The sequence below is a fragment of the Bradyrhizobium diazoefficiens genome (assembly GCF_016616885.1).
GTDB lineage: Bacteria > Pseudomonadota > Alphaproteobacteria > Rhizobiales > Xanthobacteraceae > Bradyrhizobium > Bradyrhizobium diazoefficiens_F.
Genome location: NZ_CP067102.1, coordinates 6,197,422 through 6,214,270, shown reverse-complemented (window position 1 = coordinate 6,214,270; position 16,849 = coordinate 6,197,422). Strand labels below are relative to the sequence as shown.

Sequence of the window (16,849 nt, the reverse complement as noted above, 5' to 3'; positions counted from 1 at the left end):
ATAGGAGGTTCTCATGTCTTCGCAAAACAAAGCAAAAGCGCTCCTGCTTCGGCGTCGCGATTTTGGCCTTGCTGCTTTGGCGTTCGGCGCGACCGCCGCGTTGCCTGCGCCGAGTCCGGCGCAAGGACCCGTCGACAAATTGAGGAAGGACTTAAACGTAGAGGGTGACTTGAAGGATCTGGCGGACGACGTCAGGGCTGAGGTGGCCTACGTTCATGGCATGGAAGCGTATGTCTACGGCTTCCCGCTGGTGATCATGGATGTAACGAGGGCGGTGACGACTGCTACTTCGAAATCAGGCGAATATAGTGCGCCTATCAACCAGTTCGGCCGGATGCGCACCTATGTTGACCCGAATTTCAAGAACGTGGTGCGCATCAGCCGGAATTCGCTGTGGTCATTCGCTTTTCTTGATCTGGATAAGGAGCCCTTTGTTTATTCCCAGCCGGACACCAAGGGACGTTATATCGTCATGCAAGCTCTCAATATGTGGACGGATGATTTCGCCTCGGCGGGAAACCGCACCACCGGCACGGGCCCCGGCAACTTCCTGATCGCCGGACCCAAATGGAACGGCACGGCGCCGTCGGACTGCAGGGAAACCTACCGATGCTCGACGCGGTATGCTTGGGTGTTGGTGCAGATCGCGGCCGCTGGCCCGCAGGATTTTCCCGAGATAAACGCGCTGCAAGACAAGCTGCAACTCACTCCGCTCAGCGCCTGGGGCAAGCCGTACACGCCACCCTCCAACGTAGCGGTCGATCCCAACGTCGACATCACGGCGACTCCCTTCGACGCCGTGCAATTGATGACCGGGGAAATGTTTTTCAAACGTCTGGCGGCGCTGCTGAAGGATAACCCGCCTTACGCAGCCGATGCTCCGATGCTCGCCAAGCTCAAGAAGCTTGGAATCGAGCCCGGCAAGGAATTCGACAACAGCACGATCGATCCGGCGATCATGAAAGGGCTGAATCGCGCGCCTGCGGAGGTCTGGCTAAAACTCCAGGCCGGTCCGTATCAGGCAGCGACGGTGAACGGATGGCAGAATCCGCTCAACCTCGGCAGGTACGGTACCGATTACGATACCCGGGCCCTTGTCGCCTGGCTCGGGCTCGGCGCGCTGACGTCGGACGACGCGGTGTATCCCAGCGCTTTCGTGGATGGCGAGGGACGGGTGCTGGACGGCCGGAGGGAATACGTCCTGCATTTCGCGAAGGAGGCAATGCTCCCCTCGGACAGCGGGGTCTGGTCCGTTTCGCCGTATCGAGGGAACTTCTATGTGGACAACCCTATCCAGCGCTATGGAATCCTCTCCGGGATGCCGCTCAAGTACAATCCGGACGGATCGCTGGACATTTATATCCAGGCCAAGACACCCGGCACGGACAAGGAAGCAAACTGGCTGCCGTGCCCCCCGAGCCTCCCGTTCAATCTGACCATTCGTGTCTATCAGCCGAAAAAGCCCTTGCTCGATGGCAGTTATAAGATTCCGCCAGTGACACGAGTGGGATAGTGCTGGCTCTCCATTGGAGTGGCCGAGTTGCGAGTAACGGATGCGAACAGACGTGCCTCGCTGCGATGAAACCGGAGTGCTGGCCATGGCTTCGTGCCACCGATTACGGCTAATTTCAATGGGGGCAGTCGCGGTGTTTGTCAGCGCGATGATCGCCGCATCCGCGACCGGTATCGCGAAAAAGGATGAGCCGCCGGCCGCACTCGGAAGCTGCGCCGCTTATTCCGGGCTCCCCTCCGAAGCGCGCGAGACCACCGGAATGGCATTCATTCCGGCGGGCACGTTTACAATGGGTTCAGAACGTCACCAGCCGGAGGAGCACTTCACCCATGTTGTGCGGGTCGATGGGTTCTGGATCGATCGTCATGAGGTAACGAACGCGCAATTTGCAAAATTTGTCGAGACGACGAGTTATGTAACTCTGGCCGAGCGTCCGGTCGATCCCAAGAACCATCCTGATTGGCCTCAGGAGATGCTCGCCCCCGGCTCGGTCATTTTCGTGCCACCGAAAGACAGGCGCGGCGAAGATGGTCGATGGTGGCAATACGTCGCCGGTGCAAACTGGCGCCAGCCACACGGTCCGGGAAGCTCGATCGTGGGGAAGGAAAATCATCCCGTCGTCCATATCGCGTACGACGACGCGCTGGCTTATGCGCAATGGCTCGGTCGCAGCTTGCCAACCGAAGCGCAGTGGGAGTTCGCAGCGCGGGGCGGACGCGATGGCGAAGACGACTGGAGCAGCGCCTATGATCCTGAAGGCAAGCCGATCGCAAATTCCTGGCAAGGCATCTTTCCGGTGCTGAACACGAACGAAGACGGCTACGCCGAGACGGCTCCTGTAGGCTGCTTTCCACCAAACGGCTATGGCCTCTACGACATGATCGGCAACGTCTGGGAATGGACTACCGATTGGTACAGGCCGGGTCACCCGAGGGAAGTGGCGACCAATCCGAAGGGACCGGAGCTGATTAGCCTCCGTATTGCACCCGGGCAAGCTCCCCGCCTCGTCATCAAGGGCGGCTCCTTTCTGTGTGCCATGAACTACTGTTCTCGCTATCGTCCAGCCGCGAGACAGCCCCAGGAAAGCGATGTTGCGACCGTGCATCTGGGGTTCCGTACGGTGCTCAACAAGCCAATTCCCTAACGACTGCGTAGTGGTCGATGGCGGCTGAGCTTTCCCGGATCAGACATCAGGAAATATCAGTCTCATGTTGAATTTTGCATAGCGCTGTGGAGCCGCTGCGCAGGAGTATGGTTTGCGCGGCCGGGGCTTCTTTGGTGCCGACAGATGTAGCGAGTCCAGTTCAAAATCTTTTACGACCATTGGATCGAGGAGTTTGCCATGAACATCACGCGACGTAACCTGACTGTCGGCGGCCTGAGCCTGCTGGCTTCCTCGTCACTTTGCAGCCCGCTTCGCGCCGATTGGGACGGACCGGTCGTCAAGGCGATCGAAGGAACGGAAGAATTCTGGCTCGCCAGCGACGCCTACGTCTTCGGTTATCCGCTGGTCACCATGGAGATGACGCGTCGCGTCATCACCAACGCCGCCAAGGTCGAGGGCACGCACGGGCCGATGGGTCAGATCATCAAGCTGCGCGAGTATCCCAGTGCTGCATTCAGGGACGTTACGGCTCCAAATGCGGACACGCTCTATACGTCGGCGTTCATCGACGTCGGCAAGGAGCCTTGGGTGCTCAGCATCCCCGACATGAAGGATCGCTATTTTCTGTTCCCGATGCTCGATGGATGGACCACAATATTCCAGGTGCCCGGCAAACGCACCACCGGGACGGCGGCGCAGACCTACGCGATCACCGGGCCGGGCTGGCAGGGGACGCTTCCTGCAGGCGTCAAGGAATACAAGGCGCCAACCAGCATCGTATGGATTCTGGGCCGCATCTACTGCACCGGTACGCCGGAGGATTACGCCGTCGTGCACGCGCTGCAGGATGAATGCAAGCTGGCGCCGCTCAGCTCGTATGGCAAGTCGTACACGCCTCCCTCGGGCACTGTCGATCCGTCCATCGACATGAAGACCGCCGTGCGCGAACAGGTCAATCGAATGAGCGCGACGGAATACTTCACCCTGCTGGCGAAGCTCATGAAGGACAACCCCCCGGCGGCCGCGGACGCGCCTGAACTGGCCAAATTTGCAAGGATCGGACTTGTTGCGGGCCAGGACTTCGACGCGAGTAGGTTCGATCCGGCATTTGAGAAGCGTGTTCCGCAGGTCAGTTTCGACCGCATCATGCTGCAGTTCAAGGTCGGCAAGCCCATAAAAAACATCAATGGCTTCGCGTACGATACCGTGACAGGGATCTACGGGACTGACTATCTCAATCGCGCGCTCGTTACTGCGATCGGGCTCGGCGCCAATCGGATAGAAGATGCGGTTTATCCGACGTCGCAAAAGGACGCGGACGGACGGGACTACGAGGGCAAGAACAAATACGTCATGCAGTTTGCCAAGGGGGAATTGCCTCCAGCCGAGGGCTTCTGGTCCCTCACGATGTACAACGCCGAATATTTTTTCGTCGAAAATCCGATCAACCGCTATTCCATCAGCGCCAGACAGAACCTCAAGGCGAACCCGGACGGGTCGGTCGACCTCTACATTCAGAACGAATCGCCCGGCAAGGACAAGGAATCGAACTGGCTGCCGGCTCCGGCAGGCAAATTCGTGCTGATGCTGCGGATGTATTGGCCGAGGGAGAAACCGCCGTCGATCATTGACGCGACCTGGAAGATCCCGCCGGTAAAGAAAGTCTCCTGAATTTTGCTGCACGGCCGGCGCTTCGGCGCCGGCCTTGTTCTTTCGCATTAGGCATTCCAGGGAAAAACTTCCGAACGTCGTTCGGCTGAAGCCAGATTGGCAGATCGCATGCGCACGATAGCGATCGTCGAAGACGATCCCAGCATGCTACAAGGTCTCAACCGCCTGTTGTCGGCCCGTGGATTCAACGTCCTGGCATTCAGGTCGGCGGAGTCGTTTATGGAAGATGCCGCCAACTGCAAAGCCGCGTGTCTCCTCGTGGACATTCGCCTTGCGGGGATTTCCGGTATCGATTTGAAGCGGAGGCTGGCTTCATCGGGCAGCAGTATGCCTGTCATCTTTATGACCGGGATCGACAATGAGGCGGTTCGCCAGGAAGCGCTTGATCTCGGCTGTGTGGCCTTTCTGAAGAAGCCATTTTTAGCAAAGTTGCTCATTGATGCAATCGATGCCGTGGTGTGAAGCCACGGGCTCTCGGCTTGGGCGCCCACAAGGAAGCGACAGCCTTTGTGTCCTGCTGGTGATTTGGTTCGAAACCAGGCGTTCACATTTGCCAAAGCGGGTTTAATTTGTCTCGATTTATCCCTCCCGCAGGGGTCGCAATTGGGATAGCATCCACCCTTGGATGACTTTTTATCCCGACTTTGATTTCGCCAAGCCGTTATGATCCGGATACTCTTTAGTGCAGCGTTGCTTCTTTTTGCGGCGATCGACTCGGCGTTCGCCGAGCCGAAGCGCGTGCTTCTCCTTCATTCATTTGGCCGCGATTTCGCGCCGTTCAATGAATACGGGAAGCAGCTTCGTTCCGAACTGAATCTGCAATCGCGAGATCATCTCGATATTTTCGACGCATCGCTTGCGACGGCCCGTTTTCCGGAAGGCGAGGAAGGCCCTTTCGTCGACTATTTGCGCGGTCTCTTTGTCAATCGCCCAATCGATCTCGTCATCACCATCGGGGGGCCGGCCGTAAGCTTCTCGCAAAAGTACCGGCAGCAGCTTTTCTCCGACGTTCCGGTGCCGCATACCGCGTTCGAGGAGCGGCGATTTCCGGAAAGTGCGCTGACATCCAGGGAAGCAGTGGTCGCGGCCTCTATCGATATCCCCGGTGCCATGAGGCACATATTGCAGGTACTTCCGGACACCAAGAACATTGTGATCGTGCGTGGTAACTCGCCACTCGAAAAATATTGGGCAAGCGAGGTCAAGACCGAAATTGCACCGTTCGAGGACCGCGTTGCCTTCATTTGGTTCAACGAACTGTCGTTCGAGGAGATGCTCAAACGTGCGGCCGCTCTTCCTCCGCACAGCGCCATCTTCTTCGGGATTCTTTCGGTGGACGCTGCGGGAGTGCCTCATGAGGAGGGCAGGGCGATGGCTCGTCTTCACGCGGCAGCAAACGCGCCGGTGTTCAGTCATATCGACATGTTTTTCGGTCAAGCAATCGTCGGCGGACCGATCACCCTTATCACGGACGTCAGCCGGCAGGCCGTTAGCGCGGCTATTCGTATCTTGAACGGCGAATCGCCCGCCGCGATCGGCAAGGTGGTGGTCGGACCGGCAACGCCGCGATACGACTGGAGAGAGCTTCAGCGGTGGGACATCAGTGAAAACAACCTGCCTGCCGGAAACGAGGTTTTCTTTCGCGTTCCCGGCATATGGGAGCAATACCGGCCCCAGATGATCGCCGGGTTGTCGCTCCTGCTGCTGCAAGCGGCGATCATCTCGTGGCTCGTTTTCGAGCGCCGCCGCCGGCATCTAGCGGAGGTGGAGGCGGGCAGTCGCCGCCGGGAGGTCGTTCGGCTGAACCGGGTTGCCACCGCTGGTGCGCTGTCGTCATCGATCGCCCACGAGCTTAATCAGCCGCTGGGAGCCATCCTTAGCAATACCGAGGCCGCGCAAACATTGCTGAAGGCCGACCCGCCCGATCTCAGGCAAATCGGCGAAATCCTTGCCGACATTGTTCGGGACGATCAGCGCGCCAGCGAGATCATCTTCGGCTTGAAAAACCTGCTGGACAACAAAAAGGCTTCTGATCTGCAGGCATTCGACCTCAACGACGCGGTTCGTGAGGTCGCTGGAATCGTCGCGCCCGAGGCTGTGCGGCGGGAAATCATCCTGACCACCGACTGTGCGGCTGACAGGTTGCCGGTACGAGCTGATCCAATCCATATGCAGCAGGTGATACTGAACCTCGCGATGAACGCCCTGGATGCCATGGAAGGCTGCGATCCAAAACCAGGCAAATTGTGGATCCGAACGTCCCGGGATGCCGAGTCGCGGATCGTCAAATTGGCCGTAACGGATTCAGGACGAGGTATCCCCGAGGACAATTTGGCGACCATCTTCGAGGCGTTTTTTACCACCAAGCCGCAGGGGACGGGATTGGGACTGCCGATCGCGCGAACCATCATCCAGACCTACGGCGGAAGCATTTGGGCCGAGAATCGCCTGCGCGGCGCCGCATTCTACTTCACGCTTCCATTGGCGAAGGCAATCGCTGCTTAAAGCGAGAGCCTGCTCGAGCCGACCAGCTCCCCCTAACGCGGGAATTGGGCTGGCGGAGTTTCAGCAAACGACGCATGTGAGTAAGGCGAGCCTGATATTGTTCGTTCTTTTTTCAGGTGATCATTTCTGCATAGTCAACTTGATCGGCCGTCCCCTAGGGTTTGGAAGCCCGAGTTTTGGGAGCCGGCCGATGAAAATCATGCAACTCCTTGCCGTGCTGTGCGCTCTAGAGGTGGTGCTCTCAACAACAGCTCTAGCCAAAACCAAGAGCACGCAAGTGGGAGCTGTTCTGGTTCACGAGAATGCTCAAGTGAACCGGCCCGTCTTCATAGGCGGCAAGAGCGGCTTCATCCTCAGACAGGACTTGTTCGATCGCCTGAACCCAAACAACATTAGGACGGATTGGCCCGCTCCGTCGGCTCAACCTGGCCAACACTAACGGTCAGTGGTAACGCCCGGTTTCTGGCGGATACCGTTGAAAGCTCGACTGTCATGCTTGCCGATTGCCAATTCAGATATTGAACGATGATTGCCCTTCTCGCCACCATCGATCTGGCCCGGATGCGGCGGATCAAGTACGAGCTGCTGAAGGAGGCGGACTGGAATTCGAATGGACCGCTCGGCGACTGAAGCGAGCTTCCGGTACGCCGCCCTGTGCGGTTCTGCCGTAGGTCCGATGGCGGCTTTTGCACGAATGACGATGCCTTTTCAGGCCTGTCGCAGAAACAACGCTCCGCTTGAGCTCCTGCCAGGGAAGACTATGCGCCCCATTTATCGGCAAGGGGGGCAAAACTGGCCACCATTCCCACAGAAACCTCGTGATGCTCGCGCTGCGCTATGCCGAGGGCTCCGCGCCAGCTTCCGCCGCTGCCACCGCCCAATCGGGCAAATCCAGCAGCCGGGACACTCATGACTGGATAAAACTTGGGGGCAAGGCCAGACGGCCGACCGGGACGAGTTGTCGCGAACGAGCAATCTCGCCAGACTTGATAACTTGGTTATGATATCGCGGAGGTAGCTTAATCGCAGCTGTCCGCCTTTCCGGGAGAAGCGAAAAGCGGACGCTGTAGCTCTGTTGGTTTACCATGGGTAAGCTTTATGCAAATGAACGATGTCACCGCTCGAACGAACGCCGACGCCTTGACCGAGAAAAGCCTCGCTCAAACAAAGACTCGAGAAAGCCCGCCACGCACGGATGTCGGGACGATAACGCTCCATTGGGCGACCGCGCTCGCGTTCGTCGTAAGCCTCGTTACCGGCATACGCATCGCAGCGGACGCGCTAAGCGCCCCCTTCTCGAAATGGCTCACTCCGGTCCTGCCGCAAGGCGAGATCTTTTCCTGGCATTTCCTCGCGGGGCTCGCCGTCTTTTTCTGCGGGTCGGCCTACGTCGCCTACCTCGCGCGCAGTGGCCTCGTCGAGCGCAACAGCCCCAAGAAGACGCGGATCCTCGCGATGCGCGCGCCGGCTCGCCTCAAGTGGGGAGCCGTCAACATCATCCTGCACTGGTTCGTCTATGCGCTCGTGATCTTCCTCACGGGGACGGGCGTCATGATGTATCTCGGCTATGGCGGGTGGTGGGCTTATCTCCACTCGACCGCCGCCTTCGTCGCGCTCGTCTATATCTTTGCGCATGTCGCCGCGCATTTTCTCTATGGCGGCTGGCTGCAGATTTTCCGCGTGTTTCGGCCGACGCCGCTCGCGATCACGAAGGCCGTGCGGCCGTGGCCTCTTCTCGTCGCCGCTGCAATCGGGGTGGCAGTCGCGTGCGGCGTCGCCGGGCTCGACTGGGCGATGCGCGATACGCTCGTCGTCGCACGGGTGAGTGACGCGCCCAAGCTGGACGGCGCCATGGGCGATCCCGCCTGGTCGCGCGCGCGCCCCGTCGTCATCCGCACGCAGCAGGGTGCCAATCTCGGCGGATCGGGCGAATCGCTCGTGGAGGTGCGCGCCCTGCACGACGGGCAGAAGGTCTATTTTGCCTTCCGCTGGGAGGATCCCACGCGCTCCCTGCGCCGCATTCCGATCATCAAGAAAGAGGATGGCTGGCACGTCCTCGACGAGCGTGCGGGCCTGCAAGACGCCGTCGACTTCTACGAGGATAAGCTGGCGGTCATTTTCTCGGATAATTCATCGCTCGGCGGCGCAGGCGCGACGGATCTCGGCGTCAACCCGCTGCCCGGCAAACCGATGCCGATCAACGGCCGGGGCTTCCACTACACGACGGATGGCAGCTACATAGACATGTGGCAGTGGAAGGTGTCGCGCGGGGGCATGCTCGGGCGCGTCGACAGCCAATATATCGGCCCGCCCTACGCCCCGACCTTGGACGAGCAAAATTACGATGCCCGCTACCAGGGCGGCTATTGGAACAAGCCTGGTCGCGCTCTTTATTCGTATAACTTCAAGTTCATCCGCAGGGACGACAAAGGGCCCGTCACGGTTCCGCGGCTTCCCAAGGACTGGAAGGCGCAGGTCGCGGCCCTCAGCAAATTCGATCTTGATCCCAACAGCACCGACGACGAGAACGGCCGCTGGTATATGTTCGACTGGGAGAGCGAACCCTACACGCCAGAGGCCGACGCGAGGATTCCCGTTGGCACGATCCTGCCCGGCGTGATTATTGCCGGCGACACCGAAGGAGAGCGGGCCAATGTCACCGGGGTTTCAAAATGGAGCAACGGACATTGGACGCTCGAGCTGACGCGCAACATGAAAAGCGATGGCAGATATGACAAAGCCCTCGTGCCGGGCCACGATCTCTACATGTGGGTCGCTGTCTTCGACCATGCACAGACGCGGCATGCGACCCATAATCGCCCGGTGCGTGTCGTGGTGCAGGAATAGGCATCTCATGGGGGGCGACGAGCTCGACCGAAGGCCACCACGGCGCGGCTGCGCTGAAGCATGGCTTCGCCCTCATCCGAGCATCGCATTCTGGCTTGGCGAGCGCCGGCCTGCTCGCAGAAATTCGCAGCACCTAGAGGCCTCGCGATGAAGAGGCATTGTCGGCTCGTCGTCAACGGCAAGCTCGTCGAAGCCCGCGCCGGCGAAAGCCTGATCGACGCGGCGCTCGGCGGCTCGATCCTCGTTCCGCACGACTGCAGATCGGGACAATGTCAGAGCTGCCGGGTGACGGTCGTTTCGGGCTCGGTCGATGACGGCGGCTCGGGCCATGGCCGCACCGTGCTCGCCTGCCAGGCCACGGTCGCAGGCGACGCGGAGATCGAATTCGAAGAATTGCCGATGCCGATGAAGCGGGTGGGCGCCGTCACCGAGATCAACGAGCTCTCGCCGGAGATCGCCGAAGTCGTGCTGACGACTTCGGCGCCGCTCGAGTTTCGGCCGGGCCAATATGTGCGCGTCAAGTTTTCCGGCTATCCTGCGCGCGAGTTCAGCCCGACCTTCAGGCTCGATGGTTCCTTCAAGCAAGTCGAACTCGTCTTTCACATCCGGCGCCTGCCTGACGGCACCGTGTCGGGGCAGATCGGCAAAGCCATCGGGCCCGGCCATGCGGCGCATGTGCAAGGTCCCTTCGGACAAGCCTATCTACGACAGGGCCAGGGGCCGCTGGTGCTGATCGCCGGCGGAGCAGGCTGGGCCCCGATCTGGGCGCTCGCCCGCTCGGCGCGCTCGACCCAGCGCAACCGCGAGATGGCGGTCGTCGCCGGCAGCCGCGATGCCGATAACCTCTATATGCTTCCCTCGTTGCAGTGGCTGATCGACGACGGTGTCCGCGACGTCATGATGACGACGGAGGTCGGATCTATCCCGCCGATCAGGCCCGGGCGCCCATCGCACTACCTGCCCCTGCTCGGGCTGGATGATACGGTCTACGTCGCCGGCCCTGTTGGCCTCGTCGATGTCGTGAAGAACAAGGCGCGCTCGGCCAATGCGCAATGCTACGCCGATCCTTTCCTGCCGAGCTCTCAAACCTCATCGCTGATGGACAAGATCGCCCGTCTATGGCGAAGCCGGGAGCAGCCTCATCGCCCCGGTCTGTGAGCCGATGCCGAGTTCAGCAGCGCCGGCGGCCAGCGAGCCCCGGCGGTTCACGGCTTGACGGGCAGACTACCGAGGCTGGTGATGACGTCGGCCGCCTTCTGCGTATCGGCGAAGCGTAGAAAGGCCAAGGCGTCCGGATCCTGCAACGTGTTTAAATAGATCAGCGCCAGCACCACGCTCGAGGGATAGTCCGCGTCGGTCGGGTAGTGGCCGTCCACGCGAAGCACTGTGAGCCCCTGTTCCAACGGCCGCGAGAAGGGACCGAAGCCGATCGCGCCTTGAACATCGCGAACCGTCTCGATCGCTTCCTGTGTGGTCGTTGCCGTCTTCGATTTCTCGGTGATCTCGAGATCATGCCAGCCGGGCATGCTGGCCCGTAGCACGGTGAGAGTGCTGTCCTGGTCCTCGCGCCGCACGACGCGGATGCGCATATCGGCGCCACCCAGCTCCTTCCAATTCGCAAGGCGGCCCGAATAGATCGCAACGAGCTGATCGCTTGTGACGGCACTCACTCCACAGCCGGGATGGACGATGAAAGCCGAGGGCAGGCGGGCGATCGCCTTGTAGACCATGCCGGAAGCCGCTTCGGCGTCGGTCAGGCGGCGTGCGACGCGCCCTAAGATCGCCTTGCCGGACCCCACGGCCGCGATGCCTCCGCCAGAACCGATGCTCGGCGGGACCTCGACCCGTGCCGATCCTTCCTGCTGCATGAAGCTCGCGGCGATGACGCGCAGGACATCGATGCCGTCTCCGGTCCCGACGATCTCGAGCCTGCGTGTTTCAGCGCCAGCGGCATTCAGCCCCGCCAGGCAGAGGCCCAAAATTGCCGCCGTGATCCTCGCAAATGCCATTGCAAACCCCTTCAACCACGAGGTGCGCAATCTGGCAAAGAAACCTAAACCAACTGTTGTCGCAACGCCGTGCCTTTTGGAATCATCTGTGCCGGACAAAAAGCATAAAATTTGATGGTTTCGAAAAACCCGTTGCTAATTAGCCAGCAACAAATAGGCGATAAATAGACGATATTGAATGATTCACTCGCCTAATGTCGGCCCGGAACACGCTCAATTGGGGGCCTCAGTGAGCGAACTGACCGGCCCCCGCAAGTTCAGGGTGCTGGCGGTGGTGGCGACTGACGCGGATATTGCAAAGGCATCGAGGGCGCCGCTCCACTGGCGCCGTTGGGCCATTCCGTCCGGGGTTCCGATTTTTCCCTCGTCTATCGCCACGCGCCTTGTTGCCGTCGTCCTCGCGACCGGCGTCCTCGGGCTCGGCCTCATCGGTGGCTCGACGGCGCTACGCCTGCAGCAGCAACTGAGGCACCAGGCTGCGGCACTGGGTGAACTCTCAGAAGATCAGCTCGCTCATCGCCTCGACGGCGAGGCGCAGCTGGCGCGAGCGCGAATCGAGGTCCTGGGCGCGGAAACCGCATCTCGCCTGCGTCAGATCTCTCAGCGCGCCGACGTGGCCAAGGCGGTCGCCTCGAACAACGACGTGACTATCCGCGAACTGCTCAGCATCGTTGCTTCGACCTCCGGCTTCGAAAGGCTGATCGCCTTCGACGAAACCGGTCGTGTGATCGGCGCCAACACGCCCCTCGACCTCCTCGCGCTGAACCGGGCGCTCGACGGGACCGCCCTCTCCGTCAATCTCAGCGCGATCCTCAAGGACAATAGCCGCTCGCACCCGCAGGGTGAGGAAGGCACCTATGAGCTCAAATTGGGTGAATTGTCAGCGCTCGGCCTGCCGGAGCGTCACACCATAGCGCACACCGCGATCGAGCCCGTGTTCGACGACTTCGGCGACCTCATCGGCGCGCTTGCCGCCATCCGACCACTCGGGCGCACGGAGCGGACTCTCGAGAACTTCACTTCGCTAGCCAATGCCGGCGTGGTCATCATTACGGGTGACAACGAGATTGTGTCTTCCGCGGGGCCTGAAGGGGTGAGATTCAACGGCGCCAGGACGCGTTTGTCCGGGCTGCAGCACTCGGATGACGGCAACTACGTCGCACGCTGCGTCGATTACGAGGCGACGCTCAAGGTGTGCACGTTCGCGAGCGCATCGCTCGTGACGACGACACGCGATCAGATGTTCCAGATTGGCGCAGCCCATACACGTTCGCTGATGTGGCAGTTCCTGGCATCTGCCGCGCTGGCGCTCGGTGCCTTGGTCGTCGCGCTATTGGCCGCCGTGAGGCGCCTCACCAAGGGACTTTCGGCGCTCGCCAAGACCGCCCAGGAAATCGCTGGTGGTAATCTCGACGTGCCGTTCCGCGCAACAGGCATCGGCGAGGTCCGCGGCCTCGGCCTCGCATTCGAGCAAATGCTGACGCATTTGCGGGCCAGCACTCGAAGAATTCGTCAGCTCGCCTTCTACGATACGGTGAGCTGCATTCCCAATCGGGAGAAGATGCGCATCGATGCGCCGGCGCTCATCGACGCAGAAGAGGGCGGAGCGCTGTTCTTCCTCGACCTCGATGGCTTCAAATCCATCAACGACACTTTCGGGCACAAGGCTGGCGACGAGTTGCTCAGGATGGTCGCCGCGCGCTTGAGCGGTTTGCTGACGTCCAAGGGCGCTCCCGGCAAATGTCTGCTCGCCCGGGTCGGGGGCGACGAGTTCGTCGCCATCATCGCTGGGGTGAAGACGGTCGAGGCCGCGAGCCTCAGGGCCCGCGAGATGATCGAGACGCTGCAGGTTTCCTTCAAGCTCCAGAGCAACCATGCGACCATCGGCGTCAGCGTCGGCATCGCGATTTGTCCCACCCACGGCACAACCTATGACGATCTCCTGATCCGCGCCGACCTTGCGATGTACGCCGCGAAGAGCTCGGGACGCAATACCTACGCGTTCTTCACTCCGGATCTCGCAGAGGTCGCGCGTTCCCGCCATGCGCTCGAAACCGATCTCGCCTTGGCGATCCGTAACGAACAGCTCGTCGTCCACTACCAGCCCAAGGTGTCCTGCGCGGATGGCCGCATCCTGGGGGTGGAGGCGCTGGCGCGCTGGCATCACCCGAAGGAGGGCAACATTCCTCCTCAGCGCTTCATCAAGATCGCGGAAGAGATCGGCCTCATCATGGAGATCGACCGCTTCGTGCTCAAGCGCGCGCTCGCCGAAATCGGGGGCTTGATCCGGGCCGGCTCGAACCTCGTGCTCGCCGTAAATGTCGCGGCGACGGACATTGAGGATCCGCTGTTCATCAAGGATGTCGTCACGACCGTTCGCGAGGCCGACTTCCCGCCACGACACCTCGAGATCGAGGTCACAGAGTCGGTCGCGATGCGCAATCCTGATGTCGTGCGCGAGAGAATAAGCCTGCTCAGGCAATTGGGCATACGCTTCGCAATGGACGATTTCGGGGCCGGCTATTCGAATCTTTCGACAATGGCGAGGCTCCCCTTCGACGCCGTGAAACTCGATCGCACGCTCGTGGCGGGTGTCGCGGAAGACCGCGAAAAGCAGACGATCCTTCGCCTGGCACTCGGACTTGCGGACGAATTGGGGTTCGAAACGGTCGTAGAAGGCGTCGAAACGGCCGAAGACCTTCGGTTCGCGGCCGAAAACGGCGCGACCATGGCGCAAGGCTATATTTTTTCTCCGCCGCTATCGTTCGAAGAGTTCGCCGTCTTGCTCCAGCCGGGCCGTTTGGTTTCGGCGGTCGAAGTGGTGCCCAGGCGAGACGGAGCGGAGCGGCAGGCTGCGATTCGCTGAGGCGTCGGCGACGACACCGGCTGAGTCCTGCCAGGGCCCACCGGTGATTTCGAGAGGCGGGCCCGCTGCTCGCGCAGCCACGCTTCCAGCGCCGCGAGCAGCGGCGCGCTTCTCTCGCGGATGCGCCGAAGGATTACGCCGCCCTTGCCCGGGCGGGGCTCTAGCTTCTGTACGCGATCTCCTGAAAGCCATCGGCTTTGAGCTGCTGTTCGAATTCGCGTTCGTCCATGCACGGCTCCTGTCGAGCGGCGGCATCGATGGCCGGCGACCAGACGGGTTTGGGGACAACGCCTCCGTCCAACGGCAGCAGACCCCGACTATTGCGCCGCTTCCGCGAGCAGCGCGGTCGGGTAGATCGGCTTGGTGAGGAACTTCGCACCGTGCGGCAGGGGCCGGGACAGCGGACGTCCCGAGATCACGATGATCCGGACATCGGCGCTCTGTTGCTGGGCGAAGTAAGCCAGATCTACGCCATCCATCTTCCCGACCAGTTTGATGTCGGTGACGATCAGGGACGGATGCTTTGCTTTGAGTGCCAGCGCCGCGGTCTCTGCGTCCTCACACTGCAACACCTCGAAATTGTTGTCTTCGAGCAGCATTGCGAGCATTTCGCGCTGAATGTCGTCGTCCTCGACGACGATTGCCGTGGGGCGGTGCGGTTTCGACTGGCCCATTGCGTCACCTCACTTGCTATCATTTGTTAAGTGCGGAGGGGGCGGCTCTGTTCCCGGTATGATGTGTTGGGTTCCGCGCTCGCGTGGGTTGCAGGTTGCTTCCGGCCGTGTGGGCAATTGGCGGAGCACATTCTCCGCTTCGATCAGCACAGTGCGCACAAACTTTCGTTCCTCGATCGCGTCGCGGGTGAAGAAGCCGTGCTTGACGGCATTGCCGTTCCCAAATGGCGCCCCGGATCCCGCCGCACCGCCGTGCATGCGGCAGCGCGTCTTGCCGCGCAACGCAGGCGCGCGGCACGGTTCGCCGTTCCGTGTTTGCGCGCCGCAGCGCTGGCTCGCCTGCATCGGACCGGTGTTGCGGGCGCGGCTCATGCGGTGACGGCTGCCGCGTCGGCCATGCCGGGCTGCGCGGCGATCAGGCTCGCGTGCTGGGTGAAATGGCCGACCACGGCCTTGCCGCCATCCTGCACCGACAAATTCTGCACCGTGATCGCACACGCGCCGTTGCTGCGATGGCGGTTCAGGGCTTCCATTTGGGCTGCGTAGGTGCGGGCCAGCCGGGTCAGCGCGCGCGAGAGGCTTTCCTGCTGCGGCACGTCGTCGGTGCAGGCGAGGCGACAGGCGCAGCGCATCGATGCGACGTGAATGCTCACCATCTGCGCCGCCAGCATGGCCTCGAGCGAATCCTTCGGCGCGATGCTCTTCAGCATCGAGACCATGAAGGAGAGATTGCCCTGGTCGGGCATGCGCGCAACCGCGCTGGCTTTCACCAGCTGGCTCAACATGCCATGTAGTGCCTCGCGGTCGACCGCGCCGAGCGCCTCAGCCAGCAGCTTTTCGCCCATGCGCGGATCAGGATGGTCGATCACGATGCGGCTGCGGCGGAGCTTTACTTTCGGGCTTGCGATGATCGCGGCTCGATCGTTTGCCGCGATGGGCATCGTCTCGGTACTGGTCAGGGATGTCGTCATGCGATGTGTCCTTTGCCGGCGCAGGCGCGAGGCCTCGCTGCAAGCGAAGCCGATCGTGCATCTGCTGAGCGGCGGTTGAGATTTTCAGATGTCGATAAGAGACTTGCGCGCACAGCCGGGGTCGAGCACCCCAGCCGGGGCGGCCTGGACACCGGCGATTGTCGCGATGATGCCACCCTGCCCCTGTTTTGCCCGACGTGTCAAACGGATTTTCGGGATATGCGAAGGACCTTTCGCGCAAGTCCTTGTTCTGACTGGCGTCGGCTACTGTGCATGGGGTTGTTTTCGCGTTTTTGTTGGGATAGCGGCGCACGCCTCCCGTGCGCTGCTCCCGCGGTTCTATGGGAACCGCAGCAAGCTCAGAACTGCAAACGGGATTGCGGGAGACCTGCGGCGCTTACGCCTTGGGAAAATCCTTGCGCATCGCAATCTCGGCGGCATCGCCGGGCGACAGCACGGTCTGCTCGAACGCCGGCTGCGGCCTCGTCATGATGTCGTAGAGCGAGATGCCCTTGATCGGCTTGTCCATGAGCTCACGGACGCAATCGGCCAGCGTGCCGTTGTAGACGAGATAGGGCGGACCGCGGTCCTTTTGCCTCTCGCCCTTCAACGACGGCCACTTCTTCAATTCGGCCGGCGCGTCGTAAGCGATCGGCGATCCCTCTTTGAACATCCGTGTGGCCCCGGG

Annotated in this window: 14 protein-coding genes; 9 read left to right on the top strand and 5 right to left on the bottom strand. The window is 61.2% G+C overall.

Annotated elements, in window-relative coordinates; all coding sequences use genetic code 11:
- Window positions 1–13 precede the first annotated feature (13 nt).
- From JJC00_RS28880 to JJC00_RS28845, 8 genes are all read left to right on the top strand, one after another.
- A complete protein-coding gene (locus JJC00_RS28880) occupies window positions 14–1,513 on the top strand; it encodes a DUF1254 domain-containing protein (RefSeq protein ID WP_200469229.1) in 1,500 nt (499 codons plus the stop codon).
- A 40-nt stretch (window positions 1,514–1,553) separates the two neighbouring features.
- Window positions 1,554–2,657, top strand: a complete 1,104-nt coding sequence (locus JJC00_RS28875; RefSeq protein ID WP_246773957.1) for a formylglycine-generating enzyme family protein — start codon at window positions 1,554–1,556, stop codon at window positions 2,655–2,657.
- 198 nt (window positions 2,658–2,855) lie between these two features.
- On the top strand, window positions 2,856–4,289 hold the full coding sequence (locus JJC00_RS28870) for a DUF1254 domain-containing protein (protein ID WP_200469228.1): 1,434 nt from the start codon (window positions 2,856–2,858) through the stop codon (window positions 4,287–4,289).
- 108 nt (window positions 4,290–4,397) lie between these two features.
- Window positions 4,398–4,751 carry a response regulator gene (locus JJC00_RS28865; RefSeq protein WP_200469227.1) on the top strand — a complete coding sequence of 118 codons (354 nt, stop codon included), beginning with the start codon at window positions 4,398–4,400 and terminating at the stop codon, window positions 4,749–4,751.
- 201 nt (window positions 4,752–4,952) lie between these two features.
- A complete protein-coding gene (locus JJC00_RS28860) occupies window positions 4,953–6,794 on the top strand; it encodes a sensor histidine kinase (RefSeq protein WP_200469226.1) in 1,842 nt (613 codons plus the stop codon).
- 190 nt (window positions 6,795–6,984) lie between these two features.
- Window positions 6,985–7,233: a hypothetical protein gene (locus JJC00_RS28855; protein WP_200469225.1), complete on the top strand. Its 249-nt coding sequence runs from the start codon at window positions 6,985–6,987 to the stop codon at window positions 7,231–7,233.
- A 665-nt stretch (window positions 7,234–7,898) separates the two neighbouring features.
- Window positions 7,899–9,641: an ethylbenzene dehydrogenase-related protein gene (locus JJC00_RS28850; protein WP_200469224.1), complete on the top strand. Its 1,743-nt coding sequence runs from the start codon at window positions 7,899–7,901 to the stop codon at window positions 9,639–9,641.
- A gap of 147 nt (window positions 9,642–9,788) precedes the next feature.
- On the top strand, window positions 9,789–10,799 hold the full coding sequence (locus tag JJC00_RS28845; protein ID WP_200469223.1) for a 2Fe-2S iron-sulfur cluster-binding protein: 1,011 nt from the start codon (window positions 9,789–9,791) through the stop codon (window positions 10,797–10,799).
- Between the two features lie 47 nt (window positions 10,800–10,846).
- Here the strand turns inward: JJC00_RS28845 and JJC00_RS28840 are convergent, their stop codons facing one another.
- Complete coding sequence (locus JJC00_RS28840) at window positions 10,847–11,650, bottom strand: substrate-binding domain-containing protein (protein ID WP_200469222.1); 804 nt, start codon at window positions 11,648–11,650, stop codon at window positions 10,847–10,849.
- Window positions 11,651–11,879: 229 nt separating this feature from the next.
- Here JJC00_RS28840 and JJC00_RS28835 point away from each other — a divergent pair, with 229 nt between their 5' ends.
- Window positions 11,880–14,516, top strand: coding sequence for a bifunctional diguanylate cyclase/phosphodiesterase (locus tag JJC00_RS28835; RefSeq protein ID WP_246773956.1), 2,637 nt, complete (start codon window positions 11,880–11,882; stop codon window positions 14,514–14,516).
- A 317-nt stretch (window positions 14,517–14,833) separates the two neighbouring features.
- On the opposite strand, the gene JJC00_RS28830 is transcribed toward JJC00_RS28835, so the two are convergent.
- From JJC00_RS28830 to JJC00_RS28815, 4 genes are all read right to left on the bottom strand, one after another.
- Window positions 14,834–15,190: a response regulator gene (locus JJC00_RS28830; protein WP_200469221.1), complete on the bottom strand. Its 357-nt coding sequence runs from the start codon at window positions 15,188–15,190 to the stop codon at window positions 14,834–14,836.
- Window positions 15,191–15,199: 9 nt separating this feature from the next.
- Window positions 15,200–15,562 (bottom strand): HGGxSTG domain-containing protein, encoded by a 363-nt coding sequence (locus JJC00_RS28825; RefSeq protein WP_246773955.1) that lies wholly within the window; start codon window positions 15,560–15,562, stop codon window positions 15,200–15,202.
- Window positions 15,559–16,161, bottom strand: a complete 603-nt coding sequence (locus JJC00_RS28820) for a hypothetical protein (protein WP_200469220.1) — start codon at window positions 16,159–16,161, stop codon at window positions 15,559–15,561. The genes JJC00_RS28825 and JJC00_RS28820 overlap by 4 nt, the downstream gene beginning before the upstream one ends.
- Before the next feature lie 397 nt (window positions 16,162–16,558).
- Window positions 16,559–16,834 (bottom strand): hypothetical protein, encoded by a 276-nt coding sequence (locus JJC00_RS28815; protein ID WP_143843915.1) that lies wholly within the window; start codon window positions 16,832–16,834, stop codon window positions 16,559–16,561.
- Between the last annotated feature and the right edge of the window lie 15 nt (window positions 16,835–16,849).